This window comes from Kitasatospora sp. NPDC001159 (genome assembly GCF_053598235.1).
The window spans coordinates 31,943-46,466 of record NZ_JBSFJV010000019.1 but is presented as its reverse complement, the minus strand read 5'-3'; the positions used below and the strand labels follow the sequence as shown (position 1 = coordinate 46,466).

Genomic DNA, 14,524 nt, shown 5'->3' with positions numbered 1-14,524 from the left:
GACGTGAAATGACCGTGGTCGCTGCTGATTCCGCCGACTCCGCGGAGTCCCCCGAGCCCGCCGACTCCGGCCCCTCCGCTCCACCCGCCGGGCGGCCCCGGGCCACCGGACGCGGCCGGATCGTCCTCACCCGGGTGCTCGCCGCCCGCGGCGCCGTGGTCGGAGCCGTCCTGATCCTGCTGCTGTTCGCGCTCGCCTTCGGCGGGCCGTACCTGACGCCCTGGGACTACGCCGCCCCGGACTTCACCGCGCTGCACCAACCCCCGTCCGGCGAGCACTGGTTCGGCACCAACGGGGTCGGCCAGGACGTGTTCGCGCAGACCGTGCGCGGTCTGCAGAAGTCGCTGATCATCGGCCTGCTGGTGGCGCTCTTCTCCACCGTGCTGGCCTCGCTGGTGGGCGCCTGCGCGGGCTACTTCGGCGGCTGGACCGACCGGGCGCTGATGTTCCTGGTGGACCTGCTGCTGGTCTTCCCCAGCTTCCTGATCATCACCATCGTCTCGCCCCGGCTGCGCAGCAGCGGCTGGATCGCCTTCGTGCTGCTGCTCGCCCTGTTCAACTGGATGATCACCGCCCGGGTGGTCCGCTCGATGACCCTCTCCCTGCGCGAGCGCGAATTCGTCCGCGCCGCACGGTTCATGGGCGTCCGGCCACTACGGATCATCAGCCGGCACATCCTGCCGAACGTCGCCTCCTTCCTCATCATCGACGCCACCATCGCGGTCGGCGGCGCGGTGATGAGCGAGACCGCGCTCTCCTACTTCGGCTTCGGCGTCCGGCCGCCGGACGTCTCGCTCGGCACCCTGCTCGCCGCCGGGACCACCGAGGCACCGGTGTTCCCCTGGATGTTCTACTTCGCGGCCGGGCTGCTGGTGCTGTTCGTGCTCGCCGTCAACCTGGTCGGGGACGGGCTGCGCGACGCCCTCGACCCCACCTCCGGGGCGGCGGGCCGCCGTTCCCGCCGTTCAGGTCGATCCGGTCGATCCGGTCGATCCGGTCGATCCGGTCGATCCGGTCGATCCGGTCGATCAAGCCGTTTCGGCCGCTCCGGTCAGCCCGGCCAGCCCGAACGTTCGCAGAGGAAGAGCTCGTGACCACTGTTGTCGAGACCCCACTGCTCGCCGTCCGGGACCTGCGGGTGGAATTCGCCGGGCCGCACGGCCCGGTGCCCGCCGTACGCGGGGTGGACCTCACCCTGCGGCGCGGCGAGACGCTCGGCATCGTCGGCGAGTCCGGCTCCGGAAAGTCCGTCACCGCGCTGTCCGTGCTGGGACTGCTGCCGGGTACGGCCCGGGTCAGCGGCTCGGTGCGCCTCGACGGCCGGGAGCTGGTCGGGCTGCCCGGGAAGGAGCTCGCCGCGATCCGCGGCCGACGGGTCGCCATGGTGTTCCAGGACCCGCTGTCCGCCTTCACCCCGGTCTACCGGATCGGCGACCAGATCGCCGAGGCGGTCCGCGTCCACCAGAAGGTCGACAAGGCCGCCGCCCGCCGCCGGGCCGCCGAACTCCTCGACCTGGTCGGCATTCCGGCGCCCGACCGGGCCCTGGACAGCTTCCCGCACGAGTTCTCCGGCGGCATGCGCCAGCGCGCGATGATCGCCATGTCGGTCGCCAACCAGCCCGACATCCTGCTCGCCGACGAGCCCACCACCGCGCTGGACGTCACCATCCAGGCCCAGGTGCTGGACGTGCTGCGCACCGCGCAGCGGGAGACGGGCGCGGCGCTGGTCCTGGTCAGTCACGACCTCGGGGTGATCGCCGGGACGGCCGACCGGATCGCGGTGATGTACGCGGGCCGGGTCGTCGAAACCGCCGGGGTGGACGCGCTGTTCGTCGCGCCTCGGCACCCGTACACGCTCGGTCTGATCGGCGCGCTGCCCAGGCTGGACGGGCGCGGCGGCGCGCTGGTGCCGATCCCGGGCACCCCGGCGCCGATGGCCGAACTGCCGCCCGGCTGCCCGTTCGCCGCGCGCTGCCCGCTGGCCGAGGAGCGCTGCTCGACGGCGGAGCCTCTGCTGGAACGGAGTCCGGACGGGGGCCTGGACGGGGACGGCGGGCATGCGGCCGCCTGTGTGCGGTCGGCGGAGCTGGCCGAGCGGCGGCCCGCGCCCGACGAGGTCTACCCGGTGCCCGCGCTGCCGTCCACGGCCGTGGGCGGGGACCGCTCCGCGCGGGAGCCGGTGCTGTCGGTGAGCGGGCTCGGCAAGACGTTTCCGCTCCTCAAGGGCACGGTGTTCAAGCGCAAGGTCGGCGAGGTCTACGCGGTGGACGGCGTCGACCTGGACCTGCGGGAGGGCGAGACCCTCGGCCTGGTCGGGGAGTCCGGCTCCGGCAAGTCCACCACCCTGTTCGAACTGCTGAAGCTCGGCGCCCCCGAGGCCGGCCGGATCGAACTGCTCGGCCGCGACACCGCCCGGCTCACCCGGGCCGAGGCCCACCGGCTCCGGGCCGAGCTGCAGATCGTCTTCCAGGACCCGATGGCCAGCCTCGACCCCCGGATGCCGATCGGCGACATCGTCGCCGAGCCGCTGCGCGCCCAGCACACCCCGCGCGAGGAGATCGCCCGCCGGGTGCCCGAACTGCTGCGCCAGGTCGGCCTCGACCCGGACCACGCGGTCCGCTACCCGCACGAGTTCTCCGGCGGGCAGCGCCAGCGCGTCTCGATCGCCCGGGCGCTCGCCGTCCGGCCGAAGCTGCTGGTGCTGGACGAACCGGTCTCCGCCCTGGACGTCTCCATCCAGGCCGGGGTGCTCAACCTGCTGCAGTCGCTCAAGGCCGAGCTGGGGCTCTCCTACCTGTTCGTCTCGCACGACCTCTCGGTGATCCGGCACCTCGCCGACCGGGTCAGCGTGATGTACCTCGGGCGGACGGTCGAGCAGGGCGGGGTCTCCGCCGTCTTCGACCGCCCCCGCCACCCGTACACCCGGGCGCTGCTCTCGGCCGTCCCGCTGCCCGACCCCGCCGCCGAGCGCGCCCGCAACCGCATCCTGCTCGCCGGGGACCCGCCCTCCCCCACCGAGCGCCGCACCGGCTGCCCCTTCCGCACCCGCTGCCCGCTCTACGCCCGGCTCCCGGAGACGGCCCGGGCCCGGTGCGAGCGGGAACGGCCGACGCTGGACGGCGACCGGGCGGGCGCGGACCACCAGGCGGCCTGCCACTTCCCGGAGGATCCCCCGCACTGATCACGGCGAGTGTTCGGGCCGATACGATTCGTCGGATCGGGTCGGCAGCGTGTACTGTCTTCCACGTCAGCAAGCGCCGCTAGCTCAGTTGGTTAGAGCAGCTGACTCTTAATCAGCGGGTCCGGGGTTCGAGTCCCTGGCGGCGCACATGGCAAGGTCTCAGGCCGTCCACTCCGGTGGGCGGCCTGAGGCGTTTCCAGGATGGGCGGGCCCCCGCGCCTTCCTCCGGCACCCGCCTGCCGGTCGAGGAACTGCTGCCGCTCTGCGTCGACGCGAAGGGCGACGACGAGCAGCTGACGGCTGCCGTCCCGGCTCGTTCCCGGGCCTCAGCCCGTTTCGAGGACGGCGGAGGCCACCGCGTCCGGGCGGTCGAACATCACCAGGTGCCCGGCCGGGGCGGTGGTGCGGTAGTCGGCCCCGAGCAGGACCGCGAGCTCGCGCTGCTCGGCCAGCCAGTTCTCGGTGCGGCGGTTGCGGCAGCCGTCGTCGGCGGCCAGCACGGTGATCGGCAGGCCCTCGGGCAGCGGCCGGGTGCGCCGCAGCTCGTCGAGCTCGGCGGCCATGTCGAGGTAGCGCCCGCCCTCCCGGAGCAGCGCGCGCAGGGCCCGGCCGGTGCGGTAGCAGTACCGGGCCAGCGGCGCCGGGGCGAGGTCCTCGCGGCGGACGGTGGACAGCCGGGCAGCCACCCGGCGGGCGGTCGGGCCGAACAGGTACGGCACCGCGACAGCTCGTGCGGCGCCGGCCACCGCCCGGGCCGCCAGGTCGCGCGCGACGGGGGCCGGGTACGGCCGGGCCGCCCGCCTGACGCTGCCGTCGACCAGCACCAGCCCGGCGGCCCGCTCGGGGTGCAGCCGGGCCAAGGCCTCCACGTGGAAGCCCGCGAGCGAGTGGCCGACCAGTGTGCAGGGGCCGACCAGCCCGAGGCCGTCCAGTACCGCCAGGATCCGCTCGGCCTCGCCGGCCGTCGTCGGGGCGGGCCGCCCGGTGGCGGGCTCCGCGGCGCTCAGCCCGTATCCGGGCCGGTCGAAGCGGACCACGGTGCGGTAAGGGGTGAGGAACGGGACGACGAGGTCCCAGTCGAACCAACTGCTGCCGAGGCCGCCGGTGAGCAGGCAGGCCGGGCCGCTGCCCTCGGTGCGGACGTGCAGCGGGACGCCGCCGACGCGCAGGAAGCGGTGTCCTGGCCGGAGGTGTCCTGGCTGGGGGCTGGGCACCGTTCCACCCTAACCTGCAGCGAACTCCACCCCAACCGGGTGGAAACGGACACCGCGGCGGCCCGGGGGGGGCGGGGTGGAACCGGGATGGTTCGAGGCACCCCTCGGAACCGTGTATTGTTTTCCAGGTCAGCAGGCGCCGCTAGCTCAGTTGGTTAGAGCAGCTGACTCTTAATCAGCGGGTCCGGGGTTCGAGTCCCTGGCGGCGCACAGACATTGGGGAGCCTCTCGCAGCAGCGAGGGGCTCCCCGATTTTTTGGCCCTCGGCGTCCGTTTTGCGTGTGATGTCGGTCTCGATCGCCGTTCCGGCGGAGCCATTCGGCCCGCGCGGCTCGTCCTGGGCAGTAAACCGGAATCGGGACAAAGGTCCCCAACCGCCGATGTCCCCGTCTGTGCAGGCTGGCCCGGTCCGCCCGCAGGAAGGCCGCGCTTTGTCTGAGAACACCCTGGGCGGCCGACGCACGCCGTCGATCAACCTCCGGCCGGTCAAGCGGTTCAAGCGCTCCGCCGGTACGCCCGGCGGCACGGCAGGCGGTAAGAAGCCGCGTCGGCCCAAGCGCACCGGCTGGCGCCGACTGATACCCACCTGGCGGATGACCCTGCTCGGTCTCGCCTCGGCCCTGCTGCTCGGCGTCGGCCTGTTCGCGCTGGGGGTCGCGCTGGTGAAGGTCCCCGACGCGCACGCCGCCGCGACCGCACAGAGCAACACCTGGCTCTACTCGGACGGCTCGGTGATCACCCGCACCGGCCAGACCAACCGGCAGAACGTCGGCCTGGACAAGGTCTCCCCCGCCGCCCAGCACGCCGCACTGGCCGCCGAGGACCGCAACTTCTACAACGAGGGCGCGGTCAACGTGCAGGGCCTGGTCCGGGCCGCCCTCAACACCGCCAGCGGCGAGGGCACCCAGGGCGGCTCCACCATCACCCAGCAGTACGTGAAGAACACGTACCTCAGCCAGAAGCAGTCCATCACCCGCAAGATGAAGGAACTCTTCATAGCGATCAAGGTGGACGCCACCGAGAGCAAGGACGACGTCCTCTCCGGCTACCTGAACACCTCCTACTACGGCCGCGGCGCGTACGGCATCCAGGCCGCCGCCCAGGCGTACTTCGGCATCGACGCCTCCGCGCTCAACCCGGCCCAGGGCGCCTACCTGGCCACCCTGCTGAACGCCCCAAGCGCCTACGACGTGGCCACCGCGACCGCGGCGGGCAAGCAGAACGCCGTCAACCGCTGGAACTACGTCATGGACGGCATGGTCAAGGAGGGCTGGCTCTCCGCCGACGAGCGGGCCAAGACCACCTTCCCCGACGTCAAGGACCCGCAGCCCAACCCGGGCCTGTCCGGCCAGTCCGGCTACCTGGTGGACGCCGCCACCCAGTACCTCACCTCGAACGGGGTCATCAGCGAGACCGAGCTGGCCAAGGGCGGCTACACGATCAAGCTGAGCATCGACCCGAACCGCCAGCAGGCGATGCAGGACGCCGTCCAGGCGCAGCTGCACGACACCCTGAACCCGGACAAGCGGAAGAAGGACGCGGCCGCCCAGGCGGGCGCCGTCTCGGTGGACCCGAAGACCGGCGCGGTCGTCGCCCTGTACGGCGGCGTCGACTACGTGAAGCACTACGTGGACAACGCGACCCGGCGCGACTACCAGGCCGGCTCGACCTTCAAGGCGATCGCCCTGACCGCCGCCTTCGAGAACAACGCCAAGACCCAGGACGGCCGGACCGTCACCCCGCACACGATCTACGACGGCACCAGCGGCCGCAAGGTCCGCGGCGGCACGGGCACCCCGTACGCGCCGCCGAACGAGGGCGACAAGAGCTACGGCCAGATCAGCCTGCAGCAGGCCACCGACTGGTCGGTCAACTCGGCCTTCGCCCAGCTCGCACAGGACACCGGCTTGCAGAAGGTCAAGGACACCGGCGTCGCACTGGGCCTGCCCGGCAACACCCCGGGCCTGGACCCGGTGCCGTCCATCCCGCTGGGCGCGGCCACCCCGAGCGTGCTCGACATGGCCGGCGTGTACGCCACGCTGGACAACGGCGGCAAGCAGATCACCCCGTGGCTGGTGCAGTCGGTGGACCGCGGCGGCGAGGGCGTGCCTCTGCCCGCGCACAAGACCACCCAGGCGATCAGCGCGGACACCGCCGACAAGGTCACCTCGATGCTCCAGGGCGTGGTGAGCGACCCGGGCGGCACCGGCTGGCGCGCGAAGGCGCTGGGTCGGCCGACGGCGGGCAAGACCGGCACCACCGACGACCAGAAGTCCGTCTGGTTCGTCGGCTACACCCCCGAGCTGGTCACCTCGGTGGCGCTGTTCGGCCAGGACCCGGGCACCGGCGCCCAGGTCAGCCTGAGCGGTGTCGGCGGGATCGACGGCGCGGCGGGCGGCCAGTACCCGGCGCAGATCTGGACCAGCTACATGAAGGCGGCGCTCAAGGGCCAGCCGGTGAGTGACTTCGCGACCCCGGCGGACGGCAACGACTCCGCGGGCGCGACCGATCTGCCCACCGTGCCGAGCACGCCGACCACCGCCCCGTCGACCGGCGCCGCCATGCCGAGCGCCGGTACCGGCACCCCGCCGAGCGGAAACTCCGGCGGGAACTCGTCGGGTGGCAACGGCTCCGGTTCCGGCTCGGGCTCGGGCTCGGACTCGGGTACCGGCGGAGCGACCACCGGGCCGGCCGCTCCCCCGACCTCGCAGCCGACGACGCAGCCCACCACCCGGCCGACCGTTCGGCCGACCACCGGGCCGACGCCGACCACCGGTCCGACCACGGCGCCGACCACCCAGCCGACCACCCAGCCGACCGACGGAACGGGCTCGCTCTCGGGGGCCAGGACCGGCGCCGGGGGTTGACGATCCCGTCCTCGCTGTGAGCGAGCGGTTGCTCACAGCGAGGCCCAGGACCGAATGACGAAATGACGCCTTACCGAAGCATCGGTATGACTGTCACAATGCGTCGGTGCACAGCTCAACGGCCTCGCCCACCCACCCTTCGGGCAGAACCCTCGGCCTCAGCCTCGCGCTGGTCTCCGCATTCGCCTTCGGCGGCTCCGGCACCGCGGCCAAGCCGCTGATCGAGGCCGGGCTCTCACCGCTCCACGTGGTGTGGCTCCGGGTCACCGGCGCCGCCGTGGCCCTCCTGCCGGTCGCCTACCGGCACCGGGACGCCGTCCTGCGCCGCCCCGGCCTGCTGCTCGGTTTCGGCCTGCTCGCCGTGACCGGCGTCCAGGCCTGCTACTTCGCGGCGATCTCCCGCATCCCGGTCGGCGTCGCACTGCTCATCGAGTACCTCGGGCCGCCGCTGCTGATCGGCTACGTCAAGTTCGTGCAGCGCAAGCCGATCACCCGGGGTTCGGCCGTCGGTGCCGGCATCGCGGTGGCCGGGCTGGCCTGCGTGGTCGAGGTCTGGAACGGCCTGGGCTTCGACGCCCTGGGCGTGCTGTTCGCCCTCGGCGCGGCCTGCTGCCAGGTCGGCTACTTCGTGCTCGCCGACGCCGGCCGCCGGGGCGAGCGCCCGGTCGCCCCGCTGGCCGTCAGCGCGTACGGACTGCTCATCGGCGCCGTTCTGCTCACCGCCCTCACCCGGCCCTGGCAGGCCGACTGGAGCCCACTCGGCGGGTCCGTGGTGATGAACGGGCACACCCTGCCAGCGCTGATCCCGGCCGCCTGGATGGTGCTGATCGCGACCGTGCTCGCCTACCTGACCGGCGTGGTCTCGGTCGGGTACCTCTCGCCGCCGATCGCGGGCGTGGTGGCCAACCTGGAGGCGGTGGTCGCCGCCGTGCTGGCCTGGGTCCTGCTCGGCGAGCACCTGGGGCTACCGCAGGTCGCGGGCGGTCTGCTGGTCCTGGCGGGCGCCTTCGCCGCACAGATCAGCAATCCAGCGGAGGGGGAGACGGAGTCGGGGGCGGGGTCGGCGTCGGGGGCGAGGTCGACGCCGGTGGGCGTGGCGACGGAGGTGGTCGCCGGCGGCGGTGCCGCTGTCCTGGGTACCGCGCCCTCCGGCTCCACTGCTTCCGCTGCCTCCCGGGCCTTCGGATCGGCGCCGGGGGCACGGGAGCGGGTGGCCGCCGCCGAGCGCGGGGTCAGTGGCCGGTCCAGCCGAACCAGTCGAGGTGATTGAGCGGCCACACGACGCCCGACACCGGGCCCACCACGTTGTCCACCGGCACGGCGCCGCCACCCGGGCCCTGCCGGTGATAACGGGAGTCCGCGGAGTCGCTGCGGTGGTCGCCCTCGACCCAGATGTAGCCCGCGGGCACCTTCACCGGACCGAAGTCCAGGCCCGCGCAGGAGTCGTCGCCGGGGTGCAGGTACGGCTCGTCGACCTTCTTCCCGTCGACGGTCAGCGTGGTGCCCGTGCACTGCACGGTCTGGCCGCCGGTCGCTATGACCCGCTTGACCAGGTAGTTGTCGTCCTTCGGCGGCACCAGCCCGACGAAACTGAGCACCGAGCTCACGGTGTTGGTGAACGGGTTGGAGTCGACGGGCTGCGGCGGCAGCCAGTTCCCCGGATCCTTGAACACCACCGGCTGCCCCTGCTCCGGCTTCCAGCCGGTCAGCGGCGCGAGCTTGTTCACGCCGACCCGGTCGCCGACCCGCAGGGTGTTCTCCATCGAACCGGACGGGATGGTGAAGACCTGGAACAGGCAGGTCTTGATCAGCAGCGCGACCACCAGCCCGACGCCGATCATCGCCGGCAGCTCGATCCACCACGGCCGGGGGCGACGCGCCGAGCGGCGGGCCCTGCCACCGCGCGAACGACCTGCCCGGCGGCGGGCCTCGGCACGGCCGCCGGGGGCCGTGGCGCAGCCGGATGCGCCGGGTGCGCCGGGTGTACCGGGTGCGCCGCTGGTGTGCTGGGTGTCCTCGACGTCCTGCACGGCGGGATCGCTGGGGGCGCCGCTGGGCGTTTCGGGCAGGTTCACCGCCATCGTCGCTGCTCCACCTCTCCGGCTGGGGAAACCTGCACGCTACGCCAACCGGGGAGCCGCACGAAATCCGGCGTTTAGCCGCCTCCGACATCACCGGACACCACCGGACGGGGAGCGCCTGCTCAGGGCCGTACCCTGCGCTGCCCCCCCCGGGGCCGTGCTCGGGGCCGTCCGTGCTCAGGGTGATGCCTGCGGCAGCGCGCGGGGCGGTGTTCAGGGTCGCCTTCAGGCGCGGGCGATGGCCTCGTGGTGGCGGATGACCTCGGCGATGATGAAGTTCAGGAACTTCTCCGCGAAGACCGGGTCGAGCTTGGCCCCGGCGGCCAGCTCCCGCAGTCGCTTGATCTGGTCCCGCTCCCGGGCCGGGTCGGCCGGCGGCAGCTTGTGCTCGGCCTTGAGGCGGCCGACCCGCTGGGTCGCCTTGAAGCGCTCGGCCAGCATGTGGACCACCGCGGCGTCGATGTTGTCGATGCTCTCGCGCAGGCTGGTCAGCTCTGCCCGCACCGCTTCGTCGATCCCCTCGGGCAGGCCGGCGTCGGGGGTCGTGGGCTGGTCCGTCATCGGGTCGGCTCCCGGTGTCTGGGGTGGGCGCCCGACCGTACGCCGGCCGGGCTCGGGCCCCGGCAAATCTAACAGGGCACTAGCTCGGGATCCGCACCGTTCAGCGGAACCGTCCGGCATCCGGACAGCCCGACGGAACGTCCGGCCGACCGGTGAGCCACGCCGTCGGCCGACGGGTCGTCCGGCTCCCGGCTCCGGGACGGGGCTGCCCGTAGGCTGGTGCGTGCATGACCGGAAGTGACGACTCAGCAGTCCCTCAGTACTGGAGGAACCGATCGTGGCAACCACCCGCACCGCCCGCACCGCCTGGGAGGGCAATCTCCTCAACGGCAAGGGGCAGGTGACCTTCGCCTCCTCCGGGATCGGCGAGTACCCCGTCTCCTGGCCGGCCCGCGCCGAGGAGCCCAACGGCAAGACCAGCCCCGAGGAACTCATCGCGGCCGCCCACTCCGCGTGCTTCTCGATGGCCCTCTCGAACGGCCTGACCAAGGCCGGGAACCCGCCCACCAAGCTCGACACCCAGGCCGACGTCACCTTCCAGCCGGGCACCGGCATCACCGGCATCCACCTGACCGTCACCGGCGACGTGCCCGGCCTGGACGAGGCCGGCTTCGTGAAGGCGGCCGAGGACGCCAAGGCCAACTGCCCGGTCAGTCAGGCCCTGACCGGTACCACCATCACCCTCACGGCCAGGCTGGCCTGACCCCGTCTCCGGCTCGTCCGGGGCGCAACCGCCCCGCCCTCGGCGCGCAACCAGCGCCCGGGGGCGCGGCTTCGGCGCACGCGCTCCCGGCGCACCTCATGTGATGTGTACCAAGGGCGTCTGTACGTTCCACCATGCATAATCACAAAGGGGGCGAATCACCCTGGCGGCGGTCACCGCGCGTTGTCGTCGCGGCCTATGATCGGCCGAAGCGCCCTGTTCTTCACGCGAATCCCCGCGCGACAGCGCCCCACGGCGGTCGCCCCGCAGCGGACCGACTCCGAGGACCGCGACAGAGCGCGGAGCCGGCCGCCGGAGTCCCGACCGGCCAGGCGGATCATCGTCAAGCGTCAGCAGCGGACGGGAGCATGCCGTGCCGGGCCAGAACGAGGGGGCCGACGCACACCAACCAGGCGTGCGACACGAGGAATCGTCACACCACCGCCACCTGACCGCGCCGGTCCTGGATCAGGTCGTCCCCGTTCCTTCGGTCTCCTCCGTCGCACCGGCTGCGCCTGCGACCCCTGCCGCTTCGGCCGTGACTGCCGGTTCCGCAGCTTCGGCTGCTTCGACTGCTTCGACTGCTTCCGGTACGGCTTACGGGACCCTGGTGGACCAAGAGACCCTGTTCTGCCCCACGTGCTCCGCACCGTTGACCAGCCGCACCCACCTCGGCGCCGCCGACACCCCGGGCCGGGAGAGCGGTGGCGGAGACCGGCTGCTGGCGGCGCTGCGAGCCAGCGAGTCCCGGTTCCGGGCGGCCTTCTGCGACGCCGTCATCGGCATGGCCCTGATCGACCCCGAGGACCGGATCATCGAGGTCAACCCGGCCTTCGCAGCGCTGATCGGACGGAGCGTCGGCGAACTGATCCGCACCCACCTGCACGAGATCATCGATCCGGAGGGCATGCCGCACCGGCTCTTCACCGAGCTCGTCCACGGTGAGCGGGAACGGTTCCGCGTGGAGAAACAGCTCAAGCACCGTGAGGGACACACGGTCTGGAGCAAGGTGACCGTCTCCCTGATCCGGGACGGCGCCGGGCAGCCGCTCTACACCCTCGCGCTGGTGGAGGACATCACCGAGCAGCGCCGACTCGGCGACCGGCTGGAGTACCAGGCGCTGCACGACCCGCTGACCCGGCTGCCCAACCGGACCTTCTTCTTCGAACGGCTCGACGCCGCCTGCCTCACGGGCACCGAAGAGCCCGGGAGTGCCGCGGGCCCCGACCGTCCCGTGGCGGCACCGGCGGACGGGCGCCGGGTGGGCGTCTGCTACCTCGACCTCGACGGCTTCGCGGCGATCAACGAGACCCTCGGCCACCACATCGGCGACCAGCTGCTGATCGCCGTCGCGGCCCGGCTGCGGCGCGGGCTCTCCGGGCGCGACGCCCACCTGGTGGCCCGGATGGGCGGCGACGAGTTCGCCGTCCTGGTCACCGACAGCATCGGCAGCGAGCAGCTGACCGCGCTGGCCGGGCGGATTCTGGAGGTACTGGAACGTCCCTTCGACGTCGCCGGGCACCGGCTGGTGATCACCGCCAGCGTGGGCGTCGTCGAACGGCCGGTGCACGAGACCACCCCGACCGACCTGGTCAAGGACGCCGACGCCACCCTCTACTGGTCCAAGGCCGACGGCCGTGCCCGCTGGACCCTCTACGACCCCGACCGCGGCGCCCACCAGCTCACCCGCCAGCTGCTCGCCACCGCGCTGCGGCCGGCCCTGGAGCGCGGCGAGTTCACCGTCGAGTACCAGCCGCTGGTCGGCCTGGCCGACGGCGCGGTGCACGGCGCCGAGGCCCTGGTCCGCTGGCGCCACCCCCGCTACGGGACGATCTCCCCGGACCGCTTCATCCCGCTCGCCGAGGAGTCCGGCGCGATCGTGCCGCTCGGCACCTGGGTGCTGGAGGAGTCCTGCCGCCAGGCCAAGCAGTGGCTCACCGAGTTCCCCGACACCGAGACCTTCGTGAGCGTCAATCTGGCGGCCCGCCAGATCTGGGACTCCGACGTGGTGGCCGACGTCGCCCGGGTCCTCGAACGCACCGGCCTGCCGGCCCGGCTGCTGCAGCTGGAGATCACCGAGAGCGCCCTGCTCGGCCCCGGCGGGCGCCCACTGCAGGCCCTGCAGGCGCTGGCCGACATGGGGGTGCGGATCGCCATCGACGACTTCGGCACCGGCTACTCCAACCTGGCCTACCTCTCCCGGCTGCCCGTGCACGTCCTGAAGCTCGACGGCACCTTCATCGAGGGCTTCCGCGACCCGGCCCCGACGGACTGCCCGCCCGTGCCGGCTCTCCGATCGCGCCGCAGCGACGCCGACGAGCAGATCGTCGGCGCGATGGTCCAGCTGGCCCACACCCTCGGCCTGACCGTCACCGCCGAGGGCATCGAGAGCGCCGCCCAGGCCGAGCGGCTCCGGCTGACCGGCTGCGACACCGCCCAGGGCTGGTACTTCGCCCGGCCGGGCGAAGCCGAGCTGGTCGCGACGATACTCCGGAAGGACCGCCCGACCCCGCACGGCCGGTAGGGCGCGGGCGGGGACGGGGCGGTCTCCGGCTGTCGGTTGCCGTCAGGCGGTTGCCGTCAGGCCGTACGCCTCGGCGATCAGGCCGTAGGAGCGGAACCGGGCCTCGTGGCCGTGGATGTGCGAGGTGACCATCAGCTCGTTCACCCCGGTCCGCTTGCGCAGTGCCTCCAGGCCGTCCGCCACCTGGCCCGGGTCGCCGAGCACCACGTTGTCGAGCCAGCTGTCGATGAAGTCCGCCTCGACCGGGCTGTACGGGTACTCCTCGGCTTCCTCCGGGGTCGGGATCGGGCCGGGGGTGCCACGCCGGAGCCGGAGCATGCCGAGGGCCGCGGAGCGGGCGAGGCGGCGGGCGGTGGGCTCGTCGTCGGCGGCGACGGCGCTCACACCGATCAGTGCGTACGGCTCGCTGAGCACGCCGGAGGGGCGGAAGGACGTCTGGTACAGGTCCAGGGCCGGGATGGTGTTGGCGCTGCTGAAGTGGTGGGCGAAGGCGAACGGGAGGCCGAGCCGGCCGGCCAGCTGGGCGCTGAAGCCGGAGGAGCCGAGCAGCCAGATCGGCGGGCGGTCCGCGCCCTTGGGAACGGCGGTCAGCCGCGCGTACGGGTGGCCGGAGGGGAAGTCGCCGTCGAGGAAGTGGGTCAGCTCGGCGAGCTGCTGCGGGAAGTCGTCCGCGCCCTCGGTGAGGCCGCGGCGCAGCGCCCGGGCGGTGGCCGGGTCGGTACCGGGGGCGCGGCCGAGCCCGAGGTCGATCCGGCCGGGGTGCAGGGCCTCCAGCAGGCCGAACTGCTCGGCGATGGTGAGCGGGGCGTGATTGGGGAGCATGACCCCGCCCGAGCCGAGCCGCAGCGTGGTGGTGTTGGCGCCGAGGTGGGCGAGCAGGACGGCCGGGTTCGAGCTGGCTACCCCGGGCATGCCGTGGTGCTCGGCCACCCAGAAGCGGTGGTACCCCCACTGCTCGGCCCGGCGGGCCAGCTCGGTGGTGGCGGCCAGGGCCTCGGCGGGCGTGTAGCCGACGCCGACGGTGGCCAGGTCGAGGATCGAGAGCGGAGCGGGTGCCGCGCCGCGGGCGGTGCCTCGGATCGCCCCGCCGATCGGCGGCTCGGTCCCGTGCTCCTGCTGGTCCTCGGTGGTCATGCCGTCCGCCCTCCTGGCTGTCCTTGATCCGGCTGTTCTCCGAGCCGGCCGTCCTGGGCGGCCGCACGGGTCGCGGACGCCCGCCGGTCGCTACTGCCGACCGGGGTCAACCACGGTCGCGGGCTCGCTGTTCCCGGCGGGCAGGCCTGATCCGGGTGCGGTTCGACCGTTCCACCCGGAGCGGCCGACCGACCGTTCGGCTGACGGAGTGCCAGCGGGCGGCCACAGCTGGCGACTTCACGCCAGGAGCGGAAGTCGC

At 72.9% G+C, this 14,524-nt stretch carries 10 protein-coding genes and 2 tRNA genes; 8 read left to right on the top strand and 4 right to left on the bottom strand.

Annotation, left to right across the window (positions count from 1 at the left end; translation table 11 throughout):
* The first annotated feature begins 8 nt into the window (after positions 1-8).
* From ACWC9T_RS12695 to ACWC9T_RS12685, 3 genes are all read left to right on the top strand, one after another.
* A complete protein-coding gene (locus tag ACWC9T_RS12695) occupies positions 9-1,094 on the top strand; it encodes an ABC transporter permease (RefSeq protein WP_449821047.1) in 1,086 nt (361 codons plus the stop codon).
* Positions 1,091-3,181, top strand: coding sequence for an ABC transporter ATP-binding protein (locus tag ACWC9T_RS12690; protein WP_449821046.1), 2,091 nt, complete (start codon positions 1,091-1,093; stop codon positions 3,179-3,181). Before ACWC9T_RS12695 ends, ACWC9T_RS12690 begins: the two co-directional genes overlap by 4 nt.
* Before the next feature lie 73 nt (positions 3,182-3,254).
* Positions 3,255-3,328, top strand: a tRNA-Lys gene (locus ACWC9T_RS12685).
* Positions 3,329-3,507: 179 nt separating this feature from the next.
* Here the strand turns inward: ACWC9T_RS12685 and ACWC9T_RS12680 are convergent.
* Entirely contained in the window at positions 3,508-4,395 is an 888-nt protein-coding gene (locus ACWC9T_RS12680; RefSeq protein WP_449821045.1) for an alpha/beta fold hydrolase, read from the bottom strand.
* 136 nt (positions 4,396-4,531) lie between these two features.
* On the opposite strand from ACWC9T_RS12680, the gene ACWC9T_RS12675 reads away from it, so the two are divergent.
* The 3 genes from ACWC9T_RS12675 to ACWC9T_RS12665 all read left to right on the top strand — a co-directional run bounded on the left by ACWC9T_RS12675 (position 4,532) and on the right by ACWC9T_RS12665 (position 8,532).
* Positions 4,532-4,605 (top strand) — tRNA-Lys (locus ACWC9T_RS12675).
* A 221-nt stretch (positions 4,606-4,826) separates the two neighbouring features.
* Positions 4,827-7,262: a transglycosylase domain-containing protein gene (locus tag ACWC9T_RS12670; protein ID WP_449821044.1), complete on the top strand. Its 2,436-nt coding sequence runs from the start codon at positions 4,827-4,829 to the stop codon at positions 7,260-7,262.
* 106 nt (positions 7,263-7,368) lie between these two features.
* Positions 7,369-8,532, top strand: coding sequence for an EamA family transporter (locus ACWC9T_RS12665; protein WP_449821043.1), 1,164 nt, complete (start codon positions 7,369-7,371; stop codon positions 8,530-8,532).
* Here ACWC9T_RS12665 and lepB read toward each other — a convergent pair.
* A complete protein-coding gene (lepB, locus tag ACWC9T_RS12660) occupies positions 8,495-9,343 on the bottom strand; it encodes a signal peptidase I (RefSeq protein WP_449821042.1) in 849 nt (282 codons plus the stop codon). The two genes, ACWC9T_RS12665 and lepB, sit on opposite strands and share 38 nt — an antisense overlap.
* A gap of 225 nt (positions 9,344-9,568) precedes the next feature.
* The gene (locus tag ACWC9T_RS12655; protein ID WP_449821041.1) at positions 9,569-9,904 is read right to left on the bottom strand and encodes a chorismate mutase; all 336 of its coding nucleotides are present in this window, start codon (positions 9,902-9,904) and stop codon (positions 9,569-9,571) included.
* A 277-nt stretch (positions 9,905-10,181) separates the two neighbouring features.
* On the opposite strand from ACWC9T_RS12655, the gene ACWC9T_RS12650 reads away from it, so the two are divergent.
* Positions 10,182-10,607, top strand: coding sequence for an OsmC family protein (locus tag ACWC9T_RS12650; RefSeq protein ID WP_449821040.1), 426 nt, complete (start codon positions 10,182-10,184; stop codon positions 10,605-10,607).
* A 610-nt stretch (positions 10,608-11,217) separates the two neighbouring features.
* Positions 11,218-13,131 (top strand): putative bifunctional diguanylate cyclase/phosphodiesterase, encoded by a 1,914-nt coding sequence (locus tag ACWC9T_RS12645; RefSeq protein WP_449821039.1) that lies wholly within the window; start codon positions 11,218-11,220, stop codon positions 13,129-13,131.
* Between the two features lie 42 nt (positions 13,132-13,173).
* Here the strand turns inward: ACWC9T_RS12645 and ACWC9T_RS12640 are convergent, their stop codons facing one another.
* On the bottom strand, positions 13,174-14,265 hold the full coding sequence (locus tag ACWC9T_RS12640; protein ID WP_449821038.1) for an LLM class flavin-dependent oxidoreductase: 1,092 nt from the start codon (positions 14,263-14,265) through the stop codon (positions 13,174-13,176).
* Positions 14,266-14,524: the final 259 nt, after the last annotated feature.